15 protein-coding genes are annotated in these 17,626 nt (G+C 70.6%); 6 read left to right on the top strand and 9 right to left on the bottom strand.

Annotated features, from left to right (window positions below; genetic code table 11):
- Positions 1-22 precede the first annotated feature (22 nt).
- Both AQI70_RS07295 and AQI70_RS07290 read left to right on the top strand, forming a co-directional pair.
- Positions 23-847 (top strand): maleylpyruvate isomerase family mycothiol-dependent enzyme, encoded by an 825-nt coding sequence (locus AQI70_RS07295; RefSeq protein ID WP_062145667.1) that lies wholly within the window; start codon positions 23-25, stop codon positions 845-847.
- 80 nt (positions 848-927) lie between these two features.
- The gene (locus AQI70_RS07290; protein ID WP_062145665.1) at positions 928-1,740 is read left to right on the top strand and encodes an SAM-dependent methyltransferase; all 813 of its coding nucleotides are present in this window, start codon (positions 928-930) and stop codon (positions 1,738-1,740) included.
- A gap of 1 nt (position 1,741) precedes the next feature.
- On the opposite strand, the gene AQI70_RS07285 is transcribed toward AQI70_RS07290, so the two are convergent.
- Both AQI70_RS07285 and AQI70_RS07280 read right to left on the bottom strand, forming a co-directional pair.
- Positions 1,742-3,037 (bottom strand): MFS transporter, encoded by a 1,296-nt coding sequence (locus AQI70_RS07285; RefSeq protein WP_062145663.1) that lies wholly within the window; start codon positions 3,035-3,037, stop codon positions 1,742-1,744.
- Positions 3,034-3,711 carry a GntR family transcriptional regulator gene (locus tag AQI70_RS07280; protein WP_062146504.1) on the bottom strand — a complete coding sequence of 226 codons (678 nt, stop codon included), beginning with the start codon at positions 3,709-3,711 and terminating at the stop codon, positions 3,034-3,036. Before AQI70_RS07280 ends, AQI70_RS07285 begins: the two co-directional genes overlap by 4 nt.
- Before the next feature lie 233 nt (positions 3,712-3,944).
- Here AQI70_RS07280 and AQI70_RS07275 point away from each other — a divergent pair, with 233 nt between their 5' ends.
- Complete coding sequence (locus tag AQI70_RS07275; RefSeq protein ID WP_062145662.1) at positions 3,945-4,793, top strand: D-alanyl-D-alanine carboxypeptidase family protein; 849 nt, start codon at positions 3,945-3,947, stop codon at positions 4,791-4,793.
- Between the two features lie 134 nt (positions 4,794-4,927).
- Entirely contained in the window at positions 4,928-5,905 is a 978-nt protein-coding gene (locus AQI70_RS07270) for a D-alanyl-D-alanine carboxypeptidase family protein (protein ID WP_062145660.1), read from the top strand.
- Positions 5,906-5,956: 51 nt separating this feature from the next.
- Here AQI70_RS07270 and AQI70_RS07265 read toward each other — a convergent pair whose 3' ends face one another.
- The 4 genes from AQI70_RS07265 to AQI70_RS07250 form a co-directional block, all read right to left on the bottom strand.
- The gene (locus AQI70_RS07265) at positions 5,957-7,360 is read right to left on the bottom strand and encodes a dihydrolipoamide acetyltransferase family protein (protein WP_062145658.1); all 1,404 of its coding nucleotides are present in this window, start codon (positions 7,358-7,360) and stop codon (positions 5,957-5,959) included.
- A 10-nt stretch (positions 7,361-7,370) separates the two neighbouring features.
- Positions 7,371-8,375 carry an alpha-ketoacid dehydrogenase subunit beta gene (locus tag AQI70_RS07260; RefSeq protein ID WP_062145656.1) on the bottom strand — a complete coding sequence of 335 codons (1,005 nt, stop codon included), beginning with the start codon at positions 8,373-8,375 and terminating at the stop codon, positions 7,371-7,373.
- 1 nt (position 8,376) lies between these two features.
- Complete coding sequence (gene pdhA / locus AQI70_RS07255; RefSeq protein ID WP_062145654.1) at positions 8,377-9,555, bottom strand: pyruvate dehydrogenase (acetyl-transferring) E1 component subunit alpha; 1,179 nt, start codon at positions 9,553-9,555, stop codon at positions 8,377-8,379.
- Between the two features lie 467 nt (positions 9,556-10,022).
- Positions 10,023-11,579, bottom strand: coding sequence for a protein kinase domain-containing protein (locus AQI70_RS07250; RefSeq protein ID WP_062145652.1), 1,557 nt, complete (start codon positions 11,577-11,579; stop codon positions 10,023-10,025).
- Between the two features lie 351 nt (positions 11,580-11,930).
- Here AQI70_RS07250 and AQI70_RS07245 point away from each other — a divergent pair, with 351 nt between their 5' ends.
- On the top strand, positions 11,931-13,559 hold the full coding sequence (locus tag AQI70_RS07245; protein ID WP_062145650.1) for a protein kinase domain-containing protein: 1,629 nt from the start codon (positions 11,931-11,933) through the stop codon (positions 13,557-13,559).
- 252 nt (positions 13,560-13,811) lie between these two features.
- Here the strand turns inward: AQI70_RS07245 and AQI70_RS07240 are convergent, their stop codons facing one another.
- Together AQI70_RS07240 and AQI70_RS07235 are read right to left on the bottom strand one after the other, a co-directional pair.
- Positions 13,812-14,354, bottom strand: a complete 543-nt coding sequence (locus tag AQI70_RS07240) for a bacterial proteasome activator family protein (protein ID WP_003999629.1) — start codon at positions 14,352-14,354, stop codon at positions 13,812-13,814.
- Positions 14,355-14,440: 86 nt separating this feature from the next.
- Positions 14,441-15,001 carry a PadR family transcriptional regulator gene (locus AQI70_RS07235; RefSeq protein ID WP_062145648.1) on the bottom strand — a complete coding sequence of 187 codons (561 nt, stop codon included), beginning with the start codon at positions 14,999-15,001 and terminating at the stop codon, positions 14,441-14,443.
- 669 nt (positions 15,002-15,670) lie between these two features.
- On the opposite strand from AQI70_RS07235, the gene AQI70_RS40595 reads away from it, so the two are divergent.
- Positions 15,671-16,417, top strand: a complete 747-nt coding sequence (locus AQI70_RS40595; protein ID WP_159042625.1) for a hypothetical protein — start codon at positions 15,671-15,673, stop codon at positions 16,415-16,417.
- Positions 16,418-16,439: 22 nt separating this feature from the next.
- Here AQI70_RS40595 and AQI70_RS07225 read toward each other — a convergent pair whose 3' ends face one another.
- Positions 16,440-17,420 carry an NAD(P)H-quinone oxidoreductase gene (locus AQI70_RS07225; RefSeq protein WP_062145644.1) on the bottom strand — a complete coding sequence of 327 codons (981 nt, stop codon included), beginning with the start codon at positions 17,418-17,420 and terminating at the stop codon, positions 16,440-16,442.
- Positions 17,421-17,626 lie beyond the last annotated feature (206 nt).

Here is a 17,626-nt window from a genome sequence, read left to right as displayed (position 1 = left end):
AACCGCCGAGGGGTCCCGTTCCGTGAGTCTGCATCCCACCCTCCAGCCCTACGCCGACGCCTGGACCCACTCCATCGAAGCGATATCCGAGCTGGTGACGCCCCTGGTGGAGGGCGAGTGGAACCGGCGCACCCCGTGTCCCGGCTGGTCGGTCCGTGACGTCGTCTCCCACGTCATCGGCCTGGACTGCGAGATGCTCGGCGACCCGCGCCCCATCCACACGCTGCCCCGCGACCTCTTCCACGTCACCAACGACCACCAGCGCTACATGGAGATGCAGGTCGACGTCCGCCGCCACCACACGGCGCCGGAGATGACGTCCGAGCTGGAGTACACGGTCATCCGCCGCAACCGCCAGCTGCGGAACGAGTCCCGCGACCCCGGCACCAAGGTGCGCGGCCCGCTCGGCGCGGAGCTCACCCTGGAAGAGTCGATGCGCAACCACGCCTTCGACGTATGGGTGCACGAGCAGGACCTGCGCACCGCCCTCGGCCGCCCCGGCAACCTCGACTCCCCCGGCGCGCACGTGGCCCGTGACGTCCTGCTCGCCAAGCTGCCCGACGTCATCGCCACGAAGGCCGACGCGCCCCGCAGCTCGGCGATCGTCTTCGACGTCCACGGCCCGATCGAGTTCCTCCGCACGATCCGCATCGACATCCAGGGCCGCGGCACCCTCGAAACGGCCCCCGCCCTGGGGCCCGCCGCCACCCTCACCCTCGACTGGGAAACCTACGTCCGCCTGGCCTGCGGCCGCGTCACGCCGGAGGCGGTGGCGGACCGGGTGAAGGCGGAGGGCGACCTCGGTCTGACGGCGGCGATCCTGCGCAACTTCACGGTGACGCCGTAGCGACGGCCGGCAGGGGCGGCGGGGGCGGCAGGGGCGAAATCCACTGTCGCCCACTTCCCACACACGGCTAACGTCCCGCCGTGACCGACACCCACACCGCAATCGGCGGTCCCCCACGCCTGACCCGACTCACCTTCCACGGCCCGCTGTCCGAAACCCGGGCGCACGGCCTCGTCCAGCGCCTCACCCGGACGAACCCCACCACCGTGCTCGACATCGGGTGCGGCTGGGGCGAGTTGATGCTGCGCATCCTGGCCGCCGCGCCCGAGGCGACGGGCACAGGCATCGACGTCAACGCCGAGGACCTCGCCCGGGGCCGCCGCAACGCCGAGGCGAGAGGGCTGACGCAACGGGCCCGGTTCGTCGAGGAGTCCGCCGTCGGAACCTCCCGCGGCCCCGCCGACCTGGTCCTGTGCGTCGGAGCGAGCCAGGCCCTGAGCACGGCCCAGCCGCCCCACCACACCACCGAGGCCCTCCGCGAACTGCGCCGCCTCGTCACCGACGGCGGGCGCGTGCTGCTGGGGGAGGGCTTCTGGCAGCGCACCCCGACCCCCGCCGAGCTTTCCGGCATGTGGCCGGGAGCCTCGGCCACGGACCACCACGACCTCGCGACGCTGCTCGATCTCACCGTGGCCGCCGGTTTCCGCCCGATGGGGGTCCCCCCTGCTCGAGCGAAGCCGAGAGCTTGGGGGAGGACCGAGACGGCGAGCCTGGACGAGTGGGAGGAGTTCGAGTCGGCGTACCAGGCGGACGTCGAGGTGTGGCTGGCCGAACACCCGGGCCACCCGCTCGCGGCCGAGACGCGCGAGCGCCTCGACCGCCATCGCGCCCAGTGGATGAGCTACCGCGGAGTCCTGGGACTCGCCTACCTCACCCTGGTTCCGGCCCGCTGACTCAGGCGGGGACGTGCACGGTCTCCACCCGGCTGGCGACCAGCCGTTCCCGCTCCCGGCGCGCCGCCCGCCCGCGCAGCCGCAGGATCTGGCTGACACCCAGCGCCTGGAGGAAGAACACCGCCGAGAAGGCGACGGTGTAGTCGTCGCCGGTCGCGTCCAGCAGCACGCCGACCGCGAACAGCGTCGTCATCGAGGCGACGAACCCGCCCATGTTGGTGATCCCGGACGCCGTCCCCTGACGCTCCGGCGGATTCGCCGGCCGCGCGAAGTCGAAGCCGATCATCGAGGCCGGACCGCACGCCCCGAGCACCGCGCACAGCACGATCAGCAGCCACATCGGCGCCGTCTCACCGGGCCAGGCCAGCGTCGTCGCCCACAGCACGGCCGTCGCCCCCACGGTCCCCAGCGCCAGCGGCAGCCGTGCCTCGTGGCGCCGGGCGACGATCTGGCCGTAGACCAGGCCCACGACCATGTTCGACAGGACGACGAGGGTGAGCAGCTCACCGGCCGTCGCGCGCGACAGCCCCTGCGCCTCCACCAGGAACGGCAGCCCCCACAGCAGCAGGAACACCATCGCCGGGAACTGCGTCGTGAAGTGCACCCACAGACCCAGCCGCGTGCCCGGCTCCCGCCAGGACGCGGCGATCTGGCGTCGTACGTACGCCGCGCCCAGGTGCGGCACCGGCTCCGGCTCGTGCCCCTCCGGATGGTCCTTCAGGAACAGCACCAACAGCACCAGCACGACGACACCCAACGCCGCGCTGCCCGCGAACGCCGCCGTCCAGCCCACCCCGTGCAGCAGCCGTGCCAGCACCAGCGTGGACACGAGGTTGCCCGCCATGCCCGCCAGCCCCGCCAGCTGGGCGATCAGCGGACCACGCCGGGCCGGGAACCACCGGCCGCCGAGCCGCAGCACGCTGATGAACGTCATCGCGTCACCGCAGCCCAGCAGGGCGCGCGAGGCGAGGGCCATGCCGTACGACGGCGAGAAGGCGAAGCCCAGTTGGCCCGCCGTGAACAGCACCACGCCCAGGGTCAGCACCTTCTTGGTGCCGAGCCGGTCGACCAGCAGGCCGACGGGTATCTGCATGCCCGCGTACACGAGCAGCTGGAGGATCGAGAACGTCGACAGGGCCGAGGCGTTCACGTCGAAGCGGTCCGCCGCGTCGAGGCCGGCGACCCCGAGGGACGTACGGAAGATGACGGCGACGAAGTAGACCGAGACGCCGATGCCCCAGACGGCGACGGCGCGCCGGCCGCCCGGAGGATCGCCGGGCACCGCGGTGGCCCTCATCGCTCCTCACCTCGCGCGAGATGCGAGAACCAGTCGATGTGTCGGTGGACCAGCCCGACGGCCGCCTCGGCGTCCCCGGAGCGCAGGGCCTGAAGGATCTCCTCGTGCTCGGCGAGGGTCTTGGCGATCCGGTCGGGGTGGGAGTGCAGGACGGCGACGCCCATGCGCAGTTGCCGGTCGCGCAGTTGGTCGTAGAGCCGCGACAGGATCTCGTTCCCGCCGCTGCGGACGATCTCCGCGTGGAAGCAGCGGTCGGTGACGGCGGCCCCGGCGAGGTCACCGGCGGCTGCCTGCGCCTTCTGCTGGGCGAGCAGTTCCTCAAGCCGCGCGATGAGCCCGGCCGGTGCGGGGACGGCCTTGCGGGCCGCGTGCTCCTCGACCAGCAGCCGTGTCTCCACCACGTCCTTGATCTCCTGCGCGGAGACCGGCAGGACCAGCGCGCCCTTCTTGGGATAGAGCTTGATCAGCCCCTCGACCTCCAGCCGCAGCAGCGCCTCGCGGACCGGGGTGCGCGAGACCCCGACGGCCTCGGCGAGCTCGCCCTCGGTGAGCAGCGTCCCGCCCTCGTAACGACGCTCCAGGACGCCCTGTTTGACGTGGGTGTAGACGCGGTCGGCCGCGGGGGGCTGCTTCAACGACTGCTGCTTCACGGGTGCGGGCGGAGCGGAAGGCATGCGCACAGCTTAGATACAACACGTACGCATGACACGATGCGTCCATTATGCGGACGTGAAGACCTGTCACACTTGCCGCACAACCTTCTGTGCTAGTTACGTGTCACACATGTGCGGCCCATCTGTCTCGACCATCAAGTCGGCCGCACTCAGGGGCATTCGACACAATCGGGGTATTTCAGTTGATAACCGCCACCAAGGGCCTCCGTCTCCGCAGAGCCGCAGCCGCCGCCGTGACCACCGGCGCAGTGCTCGCCACCGGAGCCCTCACCGCGGCACCCGCGCAGGCCGCGACGGCACCCACCATCAGCTCCAAGGGTGCCTTCCTGATGAACGGCACGAACGGCAAGACGCTCTTCACCAAGTCCGCTGACACGAAGAGGCTCACCGCCTCGACCACGAAGATCATGACCGCGAAGGTCGTGCTCTCGCAGCCGAACCTGAACCTCGACGCCAAGGTCACGATCAAGGGCGCCGTCAGCGACTACATCGTCTCCAAGGGCGCGTCGTCGGCCGGCCTGATCGTCGGTGACAAGGTCACGGTTCGTCAGCTGCTGTACGGGATGATGCTCAAGTCGGGCTGCGACGCCGCGATGACCCTCGCCGACAAGTTCGGTTCCGGCTCGACGGTCGCGGCCCGCACCAAGAAGTTCATCGGCAAGATGAACACCATGGCCAAGAGCCTTGGCATGACGAACACGCACTTCGACTCGTTCGACGGCATAAGCAACGGCGCCAACCACTCGACGCCGCGCGACCTGACGAAGCTCGCCCGCAGCGCGATGAAGAGCTCGACCTTCAAGACCGTCGTGAAGACGAAGAAGTACACGGCGAAGACGATCACGAAGACCGGCTCCATCCGCACGATGGCGGAGTGGAAGAACACCAACCTGCTGCTCGGCTGGAACGGCACGCTCGGTGTCAAGACCGGCTCGGGCACCGAGGCCAAGTACTGCCTCGTCTTCGCCGCCACCAAGAACGGCGAGTCGGTGATGGGCACCGTCCTCACCGCCCCCAACGAGGCGAAGCGCACGGAGGACGTGAAGAAGCTCATCAACTACGGCTACGCCAAGATCAGCTGACGCTCGCGTTCTACTGTCGGAGGGCGACCACTCACGCAGTGGTCGCCCTCGTCACATGAAATTACTTCCGTCCGTCGTACAACCCTTCTTGTTCCTTGCGAGTCTCCTGAGCGCCTCCCCCCTCCACATCGCAGATGCCTACCGGGGCATTTCGCACATTCGGAGCGTTCATAGTGATAACCGGCATCAAGGGCGTACGTATCCGCCGAGCCGCCGCCGTGGTCGCCACCACCGGCGCGCTGGTCGCGGGCGGCGCCCTGTCCGCGCCCGCCCAGGCAGCGACCGCCCCCACGGTCAGCGCCAAGGGCGCGTTCATGCTCAACAGCGCGACGGGCTCCACGCTCTACAGCAAGTACGCCGACACCAAGCGGCCCATGGCGAGCACCACCAAGATCATGACGGCCCGGGTCGTGCTGAGCACCCCCGATCTGAACCTCGACCGGAAGATCACCATCAAGCAGGCCTACCGGGACTACGTCGCCGCCAAGGGCGCGAGCACCGCGGACCTGAAGACCGGTGACAAGGTCACCATCCGCCAGCTGCTGCACGCGCTGATGCTGCCGTCCGGCTGCGACGCCGCGATGGCCCTCGCCGACACCTTCGGCACCGGTACGACCGTCTCGGCGCGCACCAAGTCCTTCATCAGCAAGATGAACACCAAGGCCGACGCCCTCGGCCTGACGAACACCCACTTCGACTCGTTCGACGGCAACTCGACGCAGAACACGAACTACACGACGCCGCGCGACCTCGCCAAGCTCACGCACAGCGCGATGAAGTACACGACGTTCGCGGGCATCGTGAAGAAGCAGAAGACGGTGCAGTACGCGACGACGAGCACCGGCGGCACCCGCACCTACACCTGGTACAACACCAACAAGCTGCTGGGCTCCTACAGCGGCGCGATCGGCGTGAAGACGGGCACCAACACCCCGGCCGGGCCCTGCCTGGTCTTCGCCGGGACCCGCGACGGCAAGACCGTCATCGGCGTCCTCCTCAACGACCAGTACCGCTTCACGGACGCCGCGAAGCTGATGGACTACGCCTTCGGCTCCAGCTCGGCGAGCACGATGCAGCTGCGCACCCTGCCGCAGGGCGCACAGCGCGACTGATCCGACCGGAAACCACGACGGCCCCCGCTCGATGCGGGGGCCGTCCTCGGTTCACGCCCAGGTGATCAGCCGCTTCGGCTGCTCCAGGATCGCCGCCACATCGGCCAGCACCTTGGAGCCCAACTCGCCGTCCACCAAGCGGTGGTCGAAGCTGAGCGCCAGGGTCGTGACCTGACGCGGCTTCACCTTGCCCTTGTGCACCCACGGCTGGAGCTTGATCGCGCCGACCGCGAGGATCGCGGACTCGCCGGGGTTGAGGATCGGGGTGCCGGTGTCGACGCCGAAGACGCCGACGTTGGTGATGGTGACCGTGCCGCCCTGCATCGCGGCGGGGCTGGTCTTGCCCTCCCGTGCCGTCGCCACCAACTCACCGAGCGCCTCGGCCAGTTGCGGGAGCGTCTTGGCGTGGGCGTCCTTGATGTTCGGGACGATCAGGCCACGCGGGGTCGCCGCCGCGATGCCCAGGTTGACGTAGTGCTTCTGCACGATCTCCTGGTTGGCCTCGTCCCAGGACGCGTTGATGTCCGGGTTGCGCCTGATCGCGACCAGCAGGGCCTTGGCGATCAGCAGCAGGGGGTTCACGCGCAGGCCCGCGAACTCCTTGTCCTCCTTGAGCTCCTCGACCAGCTTCATCGTGCGGGTCACGTCCACCGTCACGAACTCCGTGACATGCGGGGCCGTGAACGCCGAGCCGACCATCGCCGCCGCAGTCGCCTTGCGGACGCCCTTCACGGGGACACGGGTCTCACGGGCGGTGTCGTACGTGGCCACCGGCGCCGGGGCGGCGGCCTGAGCGGCGGCCGGGGCGGCCTGGGGCACCGGCTCGGCGGCCGGGGCCGACGGGGCCGCCGCCGCGTGGACGTCCTCGCGCGTGATGATGCCGTCGGGGCCGGTGGGAGTCACCGTGGCCAGGTCGACGCCCAGGTCCTTCGCGAGCTTGCGCACCGGCGGCTTCGCCAGCGGGCGGGACTTTTCCACAGCCGCGGGACCGTGCCCGTTCAGCTCGGACTGCAGTGCCTGGGCCGCCGTCGAGGGCTCCTGGCGCGGGGTCTCCGCGCCCTTGCGCGGGCGGCGCTTGGTCGAGGAGGCGGCCACGCCGTAGCCCACCAGCACCGGCTGGCGGCCCTGCGGCTTGGCCTCCTCCTGCGGAGCCTGGGCCGGAGCGGCCGGCGCCTCGGCGGCAGCCGCCGTCCCGCCCGCCACGTCCACCGCGATGATCGCCGTACCGACGTCCACCGTGGTGCCCTCGGGGAAGTGCAGCTCGCGGACCACCCCGTCGTACGGGATGGGGAGCTCGACGGCCGCCTTGGCCGTCTCGACCTCGCACACCACCTGCCCGTCGGTGACCGTGTCGCCCGGCTGGACGTACCACTTGAGGATCTCGGCCTCGGTGAGTCCCTCGCCCACGTCGGGCATCTTGAACTCGCGCACGGACGCTTCCGTCATCGTCGTCACGACCCTCTCCTCAGTACGCCAGGGCACGGTCGACGGCGTCGAGCACCCGGTCCAGGCCCGGCAGGTACTCCTCCTCCAGGCGCGCCGGCGGATAGGGGGCGTGGTAACCGCCCACCCGCAGCACCGGGGCCTCCAGGTGGTAGAAGCAGCGCTCCGTGATCCGGGCGGCGATCTCCGCGCCGGAGCCGAAGAACACCGGTGCCTCGTGGACCACGACCAGGCGGCGGGTCTTCTCGACGGAGGCCTGGATGGAGTCGAAGTCGATCGGAGAGACCGAGCGCAGGTCCAGGACCTCCAGGTTCCTGCCCTCCTCGGCGGCCGCGTCGGCGACCTCCTGGCAGAGCTTCACCATCGGGCCGTACGCGGCCAGGGTGAGGTCCGTGCCCTCGCGGACGACCTTCGCCTTGTGCAGCGGGCCCGGGATGGCTTCGGTGTTGACCTCGCCCTTGTCCCAGTAGCGCCGCTTGGGCTCGAAGAAGATCACCGGGTCGTCGCTCTGGATGGCCTGCTGCATCATCCAGTACGCGTCCGACGCGTTGGAGGGGCTGACGATCTTCAGGCCCGCCACGTGCGCGAAGAGTGCCTCGGGGGACTCCGAGTGGTGCTCGACCGCGCCGATGCCGCCGCCGTAGGGGATGCGGACGACGACCGGGAGCTTGACCTTGCCCAGCGAGCGGGCGTGCATCTTCGCCAGCTGCGTGACGATCTGGTCGTACGCCGGGAAGACGAAGCCGTCGAACTGGATCTCCACGACCGGGCGGTAACCGCGCAGGGCCAGGCCGATCGCGGTGCCGACGATGCCCGACTCCGCGAGCGGGGTATCGATGACCCGGCTCTCGCCGAAGTCCTTCTGGAGGCCGTCCGTCACACGGAAGACGCCGCCGAGCTTGCCGACGTCCTCGCCCATGACGAGGACCTTGGGGTCGGTGTCCAGGGCGCGGCGCAGCGACTCGTTGATCGCCTTGGCCAGAGCCATGCTCTTCGATGTCACAGCCTTGACTGTCTCCGCTGCCATGTCAGGCCCCCTCTACGTCCGCGAACGACGCCTGGTAGGCGGCGAACTGGGCGCGCTCCTCGTCGACGAGCGCATGCCCGTCCGCGTACACGTTCTCGAAGATGGCGAAGTGGTCCGGGTCCGGCATGGCGCGGACCGCCTCGCGCACTCGTTTGCCCAACGCCTCGCTCTCGGCCTCCAGTTCCGCGAAGAATCCCTCGTCCGCGTGGTTTGAAGCCTCCAGGTAGCGGCGAAGGCGCAGGATCGGGTCCTTCGCCTCCCAGGCCAGGCGCTCCTCGTCACCCCGGTAGCGGGTGGGGTCGTCGGAGGTGGTGTGGGCGCCCATGCGGTACGTGTACGCCTCGACCAGCGTCGGTCCCTCGCCGCCGCGGGCGCGCTCCAGCGCCCACTTCGTCACGGCGAGGCACGCCAGGACGTCGTTGCCGTCGACGCGGACGCCGGGGAAGCCGAAGCCCTGTGCGCGCTGGTAGAGCGGCACGCGGGTCTGCTTCTCGGTCGGCTCGGAGATCGCCCACTGGTTGTTCTGGCAGAAGAACACCACGGGGGCGTTGTAGACCGCGGAGAAGGTGAACGATTCCGCCACGTCGCCCTGGCTGGAGGCGCCGTCGCCGAAGTAGGCGATCACCGCGCTGTCCGCGCCGTCCTTGGCCACGCCCATCGCATAGCCCGTGGCGTGCAGCGTCTGGGAGCCGATGACGATCGTGTAGAGGTGGAAGTTGTTGCTGTTCGGGTCCCAGCCGCCGTTGTTCACGCCGCGGAACATGCCCAGCAGGTTGGTCGGGTCGACCCCACGGCACCAGGCGACGCCATGCTCACGGTAGGTGGGGAAGACGTAGTCGTCCTCGCGGGTGGCCCGGCCGGAGCCGATCTGGGCGGCCTCCTGGCCGAGCAGCGACGCCCACAGGCCCAGCTCGCCCTGGCGCTGCAGGGAGGTGGCCTCGGCGTCGAAGCGGCGGGTGAGCACCATGTCGCGGTAGAGCCCGCGAAGCTCTTCGGGGGTGATGCCGGCGACGTACCTGTCGTACTGGGCGCTCTTGACGCGCCTGCCCTCGGGCGTCAGCAGCTGTACGAGCTCGGGGTCCGTGCCTGGCGATTTCTTTGCGGCTGTGGTCTTGCCGGCCGTGCTCTTGGTACCGGCGCTGCGTCGCGGCTTGCGCGCGGCAGTGCTCTCCACGGTCACGTGTGCTCCTCCGTCGGTCCGGCTCCCGGGTTCGCCGGGCGCCAGTGCGGCTCACCTGCGGCCCTCGGACGCACGGGGTGGGGTGCGGCTCGATGGGGACAGGCGTGACAGGTGCCCCGGCGAGCGCCCTGCAAAAGGCACGTTACCCAGTGCTCCACATTTCTGTGAAACCCCTCCTGACCTGCGATTTTGCTTGGATTTCCAAGTAAATCGCCAAAGTCCGGAACAAGTCCTGGTCACAGCCTTGCAGGGGGCCGGAACAACGGCACGTTATATCGGTGACCCAGGTCACGGGAAGAGTCACCGAGGAGGAGATCGCGTGGGCGGATTCCGGCCACGCGGAAGACGATCAAGAATTTCGCCGTGAACAGCGTAAAAACAGCACACGCGCGTGCAGCCCGTTTCCGGGTCGCACGCGCGCGTGGGGGTCTTTCGGCGTTTCGCGGCGGGACGGTGCGGCGGACCGGTCAGCCGCCGGTGCCGTCCGTGGGCGCCGTCGGCAGGGTCGGCGGCGTGGTCGGGTCCTCCGTCGGCTCCTCCGTCGGCTCCTCGGTCGGCTCCTCCGTCGGCTCGGCCGTGGTCGGTGTCTCGGTGGGCCCCTGCGTGGCCGTCTCGGTCGGCTCGTACGACGGTTCGGGCGTGGGCGAGTAGTCCGGGTCGGTGCCCGTGCCGGTGCCGTCGTCCGTGTAGTCGTCGGTCGGCTCCTCGGTCGCCTCGTCGCTCGGCGTCTCGCTGGCCTTGTCCTCGTCCTTGGTCTGCGAGGTGGTCGGCGACTGCGTGGTGTCGGAGCCGCCCTTGGTGCCGTTGCCGTTGTTCAGCGCCAGCGCGACACCCGCCGCGATGGCGATCACCGCGAGGACGGCGAGGATCCACAGCTTGCCACGGCCGCTGCCCTTGTTGCCGTGGCCCTCGAAGCCACCGTCGTCCCCGCCGCCGTACCCGGTGGGCAGGATCGGCTGCGGGATCTGCGTCGTACCGGCGCCGGCGTCGCCGGGATGCCCCATGACGGTCGTGTGCGCGAAGCCCGCCGCCGGGGTGTGCCGGCCCTCGTGCACGGTCACCGGGCCGGTGTTCCAGGTGCCGGTGTGGCCGCCCTGGTCGTACAGCATCTGCAGGCCGTACTGGACGAGGCCGCGCATCTCCTCGGCCGTCTGGAACCGGTCGTCCGGCTCCTTGGCGAGCGAGCGCATGACGAGGCCGTCGAGCTCCGGCGGCGCGCCGTCGGAGACCTCGGACGGGGGTGTCGGGATGTCCTGGACGTGCTGGTAGACCACCGACAGCGGGGTCTCGCCGGTGAACGGCGGGCGCAGCGCGAGGAGTTCGTACAGCAGGCAGCCCGTCGCGTACAGGTCGGAGCGGTGGTCGACCGCCTTGCCGAGCGCCTGCTCGGGCGACAGGTACTGCGGGGTGCCCATGACCATGCCGGTCTGCGTCATCGTCGACTGCGCGCCGTGCAGGGCGCGGGCGATGCCGAAGTCCATCACCTTCACGGCGCCGTTGTGGGTGATGATGACGTTGGCCGGCTTGATGTCGCGGTGCACGATGCCGTGCTGGTGCGAGTAGGCGAGCGCCTCAAGGACGCCGGAGACGATGATCAGGGCCTGCTCGGGGCCGGGCGCCTCGGCGTTGATGAGGAGGTCGCGGATGGTGCGGCCCTCGACCAGTTCCATGACGATGTACGGCACGGAGTGGGCGCCCACGACGTCCTCGCCGGAGTCGTACACGGCGACGATCGCGTGGTGGTTGAGGCCGGCCACCGACTGGGCCTCGCGCGTGAAGCGGGCCTTGGACACCGGGTCCTCGGCGAGGTCGGAGCGCAGCAGCTTGACCGCCACGGTACGTCCGAGGCGCACGTCCTCGGCCGCGAACACCTCGGCCATGCCGCCCCGGCCGAGTCTGCGGGTCAGCCGATAACGGCCGTCCCCGACAAGCCCGCCATTACCCCACATCTCCGGCGCGTCTGACATACCGCCGCCAGCCGCCTCGGGGTCGGACGGGCCCTGAGCGCGCTGCTGCTGTGCCATCAGTCCTCGCCGTCGTTTCTGCCCGCGGTGCGCGCGGTGTTGTTACGGTCTCCGTCGGCCACGCTACAGCCTCCGCGCATGCCGTCGGTCCGAGACGGTCGCCCCAACCGGACGGAGACGGACCGGCCATCAAACCGCTACCCCGTCCTCTCGTGCAAATTCTGTGTACCGGCCGTACGCCCCCGGTAACGCTTCCGCGACGCTTCTTTCGCGTACGGTCACGGAACGGGCACCGCGCTTGACCTGTCAGTGCCGTGGGGCAGACTTGGCCGGGAAATAGCGCATTGGATCATTCGGGATCACGATCCACGGCACTCACAGGCGCCGGAGAGGCCACGGGGGACGCAGAAGATGAGCCAGGACGGCGCACAGGGCCGCTACGCGGGGCGGGCGCTCGCCGGCGGCCGCTATCAGCTGCGCGACTTGCTCGGCCAGGGCGGCATGGCCTCGGTGCATCTCGCGTACGACTCGGTGCTCGACCGCCAGGTCGCCGTCAAGACGCTGCACACCGAGCTCGGCCGCGAGCAGGCGTTCCGCGAGCGCTTCCGGCGCGAGGCCCAGGCCGTGGCCAAGCTCACGCACACCAACGTCGTCTCGGTCTTCGACACCGGCGAGGACGAGGTGGACGGCATGACGACGCCGTACATCGTCATGGAGTACGTCGAGGGCCGCCCGCTCAGCTCGGTCTTCGACGAGGACGTACGGCAGTTCGGCGCGATGCCCGCCGACAAGGCGCTGAAGATCACCGCCGATGTGCTCGCGGCGCTGGAGATCAGCCACGAGATGGGGCTGGTCCACCGGGACATCAAGCCGGGCAACGTGATGATGACCAAGCGCGGCGTCGTCAAGGTGATGGACTTCGGCATCGCGCGCGCCATGCAGTCCGGTGTGACGTCGATGACACAGACCGGCATGGTGGTCGGCACCCCGCAGTACCTCTCGCCGGAACAGGCGCTGGGCCGCGGCGTGGACGCCCGCTCCGACCTCTACTCGGTCGGCATCATGCTGTTCCAGCTCGTCACCGGCCGGCTGCCGTTCGAGGCGGACTCGCCGCTGGCGATCGCGTACGCGCATGTGCAGGAGGAGCCGCTGGCTCCGTCCTCGATCAACCGGGCGCTGCCGCCGGCCGTGGACGCGCTGGTCGCCCGCGCGCTGAAGAAGAACCCGAACGAGCGTTTCCCGAGCGCCGAGGCCATGCGCGCCGAGTGCCTGCGCGTGGCGGCGTCCTTCCAGGCGGCTCCGCCGAGCATCGTGCCGGGCGCGCAGTCGCAGAGCGGGCAGGGCGTCGGCTCCGCGGTGTTCCCGCCGGTCGGTCAGACGCCCCCGCCCTCGGGCCCCGTACAGACGCCGTACCAGCCGGCCCCGGCGCCGAACCCGTACGGCACCCCGCCGCCGTCGATGCCCTCACCGGCGTACGGCTACCCGCAGCAGCCGGGCTACCAGACGCCGGCGCCGGCCGCGTACTCCCCGCAGCCGGGCCACCCGACGCCGCCGCCGTACACCATCTCTCCCCAGCCGCAGGGCCCCTCGGGCGGCGGCAGGAACAACCGGCCGGTGATCATCGCCTCGATCATCGTGTCCATCGTCGCGGTCGGCGGCCTGATCGCGGCGCTGACGCTGAACGGCGGGGGCACCGACGAGGACGCGGGCGGGGACAGCACCCCGACGGTGACGAAGGCGGCGGGCTACCGCGAGGGCGACAGCACGAAGACGATCGAGACGACCGAGTGCACCGAGCCGCAGGAGTCCTACCTCGACCCCGACAAGGTGCAGGTGCCGGACTTCACCTTCAAGTACTGGCCGTCGGTCCTCGAATGCCTCAAGGCCGCCGGGTGGGAGTACAAGAAGGTCGACGTGGACGAGAACACATACGGCCAGGGCACCGTCCTGCGGCAGTCGCCCAAGGCCCGTACGGAGGACTTCGACCCGGACGACCCGCCGGAGATCACGTTCGAGGTCTCGACGGGCAACCCCCAGTGACGACCGCGGTGACCGCGATGGCCGCGATGACCGCGACTTGAAAGGGCCCGGCAGCGTCGGCTGCCGGGCCCTTCGGGTGAGAAGCGGATGTCCTACAAGAGCGGATGCCCTACAAGAGCGCGTGTCCTACATGTGGCGGGTGACCTACATGTGGCGGGTGACCTACATGTGGCGGGTGTCCTACATGTGGCGGGTGTCCTACATGTGGCGGGTGTCCTACATGTGGCGGGTGTCCTACATGTGGCGGGTGTCCTACAAGTACGGTCCGCCCGAGCGGCCGCCCTGGCGGTGTTCGCCGTCCTCATGACCGCCGACGCCCGGCGGGAGGGCGCGGCGCATCTGCTCCAACTGGGCCCGGGCGGCCATCTGCTGGGCGAAAAGCGTGGTCTGGATGCCGTGGAAGAGGCCCTCCAGCCAGCCGACCAACTGGGCCTGCGCGATACGCAGTTCCGCGTCGCTCGGGGTCGCCTCGTCCGTGAACGGCAGGGAGAGCCGCTCCAGCTCCTCTACGAGCTCCGGGGCCAGACCGTCCTCCAGCTCCTTCACCGAGCTGGCGTGGATCTCCTTCAGCCGGACCCGGCTCGCCTCGTCCAGGGGAGCGGCGCGCACTTCTTCGAGCAGCTGCTTGATCATGCTGCCGATGCGCATGACCTTCGCCGGCTGCTCGACCATCTCCGTCACCGGAACCTCGCGGGAGTCCTCGTCTCCGTTGCCGCCGGTGAGCGCCATCCCGTCCTGGCCCACGACCAGGATCTGGGGGTTCTCGGACGGCCTTTCGTTCCTCGGCATCTCCATGCCGCCATTCTCTCGCACCCGTACAGCTCATCATCGTGGTGCCCCCGTTGGGGAGAGATCCACCGTTTACGCCTCGGGAGTTTCCGTCAGCCCTCGGCGGCTTCGGCCCGTTCGGACCGGGTGAGCCGCAGCAGGCGGGCCTCGCAGATGTCGAGCCAGCGGCTCTCCGCCTCGGCCTGGAAGACGAGCTGCTCCAGGACGAGCAGCCGGGCCAGCTCCTCGGGGTGCTCGTGCGCCCGCGCCAGCGCCTCGGCCCGCCGCCGCACATAACCGTGCAGTGCCTCGGCCACCTGCCGACGCTGGGTCTCCAGGACCTCCCGTACGTCGACGCCGGGCGCCCCGACCGCCATCACCAGCTTGATCGCCAGTTCGTCGCAAGGCGGGGCCGCACGCTCCACCGGCCGCGCGAACCAGGCCCGCAGCTCGACGCGGCCCGCCTCCGTCAGCGCGTACAGCACCCGCCCCGCCTCGTCCACGCCGTCCTGGACGACCAGGCCGTCCCGCTCCAGCCCGCCGAGAGCCGTATGGACCTGGCCGACGTCCAGCGGCCAGGCCCCGCCCGTACGCGTCTGGAACTCGGCGCGCAGCCGTGAGCCGGGGCGGGCACCCGGTTCCAGGAGCGCCAGCAGCCCGTGTCGTATCGACATACCCGGATTGTGCGCCGGATTCGGTCGGGTGGCTCAGTCCGGAATGCCGGGGATGGGGGGTGCGGTGAGGGTGGTTCCATGACTTCATGGCTGGGGGTGCGGCGGGGGCTGCGGGGGCGACCGCGTGCGACTCGCGGTGCCCCGCGCACCTTGTCGTGGCCGACGCCGACGGCTGCCGCCGGGGGCGTCGTGCGGGGTGCGGTGATCCTGGGCCGACCGGGGGACGTGGGCGGGCTTGCCGCCGCCTCATGGTTGGGCGGCGTGAGCGGGCCTGCCGGCTCCTCATGGTTGGGCGGCGTGAGCGGGCCTGCCGACTCCTCATGGTTGGGCGGCGTGAGCGGGCCTGCCGACTCCTCACGGTTGGGCGACGTAGGCGGACCGCCTGCCTCCCCCCGACCAAGCGCCATAGGCGGACCACCTGCCTCCCCCCGACCAAGCGCCGCGAGCGGGGTCGGGGCGGGGCCGGGGGTGTTGCGGGGTCGGCGGTCTCTGCGTGTGCTTCAGGGGCTGCCGGCTCCGCGCACTCTGAGGGTTCCGCCGTCTCTGCGGGGGCGGCGGTTCCTGCCGGGTCTGCGCGATCGGCGGTCCGTGCCCGACCTGCGGGGTCGGCGGTCCCTACCGGATCTGCGCCGTGGGCGATCCCGGCGGGGCCCGCAGGCCTCGCGGGCGGTGGGGACGCTGTTCCTGTTGGTGGTGGGGCTGATCATCGGAGTGTGCGGGGCCGGGGCGTCGTACGGCGTCGAGAGCCCGCCTGGTACGGGCCCGACCGGAGCACCCACCGGCTCCACCGGAACGCCGACGGCTTCCACCGCGCCCATGGAGTCGCCGCTGTCCACACAGGCGGCCGTCCCCTCGACGGAACCCGGGACCGACACCGAGGCGTCCGCCAGTGCCGTGGCCGGGTCGCATGCCCCCAGCGCCTCCGCGACCACCTCCGCAGCGCCCTCCGCATCCTCCGCCGCGTCCGAGGAGCCCAAGGCGTCCCCCGCCTCCTCCGCCCACGGGCCCGCCGCCTCCTCTCCCAGCCCCTCCGGGCGGCCGTCCCGGGCCGGGAGCAAGGCGGGGGAGGGGCGGGAGCGGCCGGGTCGGGGGAAGCCTCCGCTGGAGGACGAGGAGGCGGCGCAGAAGAGGCCGGACGGCGGTGAGGACGCCGAGGAGGGTGACGGCTCGGGGTTGCCGGAGGAGGAGGCGGCGGGCGAGGACGACGGCGGCGGTGCGTACGAGAGTCCGGACGCCTCCGGTGACCCCACCCAGCACGCCTCCGCCGTGCCGGCCCGGCCCGTACGGCAGCCCGCCACCCACGCCGAGGGCCCGACCGAGCCCGTGCTGCAGGTCCTGCCCCTCGGCACCGGGCTGGTGCTCGTCGGGCTCGGCCTGGGCCTTGCCTTCGTCGGGCTGCGGCTGCGGCGCGGCTAGGCCGTACCTCCCCCTGAGCCCCCTACGGCGTGACGAGGAGGACCTTGCCGACGTGCCCGCTCTCCCCCACCACCCGGTGGGCCTCGGCAGCGTCGGGCATCGGGATCTCCCGGTCGACGACCGGACGTACGTGACCGGCCTCCAGCAGCGGCCACACATGCTCGCGTACGGCCGCGACGATCGCCGCCTTCTCGGTGAGCGGGCGGGCGCGCAGTGAGGTCGCGGTGATGGCGCCGCGCTTGGCCAGGAGCGCGCCGATGTTGAGCTCGCCCTTGACGCCGCCCTGCATGCCGATGATGGCGAGACGGCCGTTGACGGCGAGGGCCCGGACGTTGGGGTCCAGGTACTTGGCGCCCATGTTGTCGAGGATCACGTCGGCACCGGCGCCGTCGGTGGCCTTCTTGACCTCGTCGACGAAGTCCTGCTCCCGGTAGTTGATCAGGATGTCGGCGCCCAGCTCGGCGCACCGGTCGAGCTTGTCCTGAGTGCCCGCCGTCACGGCGACCTTGGCACCGACGGCCTTGGCGAGCTGGATGGCCATGGTGCCGATGCCGCTGGAGCCGCCGTGCACGAGCAGGGTCTCGCCGGGGCGCAGGTGGGCGACCATGAAGACGTTCGACCAGACCGTGCAGACCACCTCGGGCAGGGCGGCGGCCTGTGTGAGGCTCACGCTCTTGGGCACGGGCAGCAGCTGGCCGGCCGGTACGGCGACCTTCTCGGCGTAGCCGCCGCCCGCGAGCAGCGCGCACACCTCGTCGCCGACGGCCCAGCCGGAGACACCGGGGCCGACCTCGGCGATCCGGCCGGAGCACTCCAGGCCTGGGTAGGGGGAGGCGCCGGGCGGCGGGTCGTAGAAGCCCTGCCGCTGTAGCAGGTCGGCGCGGTTGACGGCCCCGGCCGCCACCTCGACCAGTACCTCGCCCTCACCGGGCACGGGATCGGGGACCTCGTCCCACACCAGCGCCTCAGGCCCACCAGGTTCGGGAATCGTGATCGCATGCATGGGCAGGACGCTACTCCTCGACGCCCGTCCCCTTGCCCTCCGTCCCTTGACGGATTCCGCTCCGTCCCTTGACGGATTCCGCTCCGTCCCTTGACGGATTCCGCTCCGTCCCTTGACGGATCCCGCGAGAAATCCCTGTGCGCGACCGATGAGTTTGCGCGACCGTGAAGGTCTCCCCATGCGTAGCCCAAGCACGCGGAAGGACA

This window comes from Streptomyces curacoi, assembly GCF_001513975.1.
GTDB classification, from domain to species: Bacteria; Actinomycetota; Actinomycetes; order Streptomycetales; family Streptomycetaceae; genus Streptomyces; species Streptomyces curacoi.
Note: the sequence above shows the minus strand (reverse complement) of the source record. Positions and strands in the feature narration are given on the sequence as shown.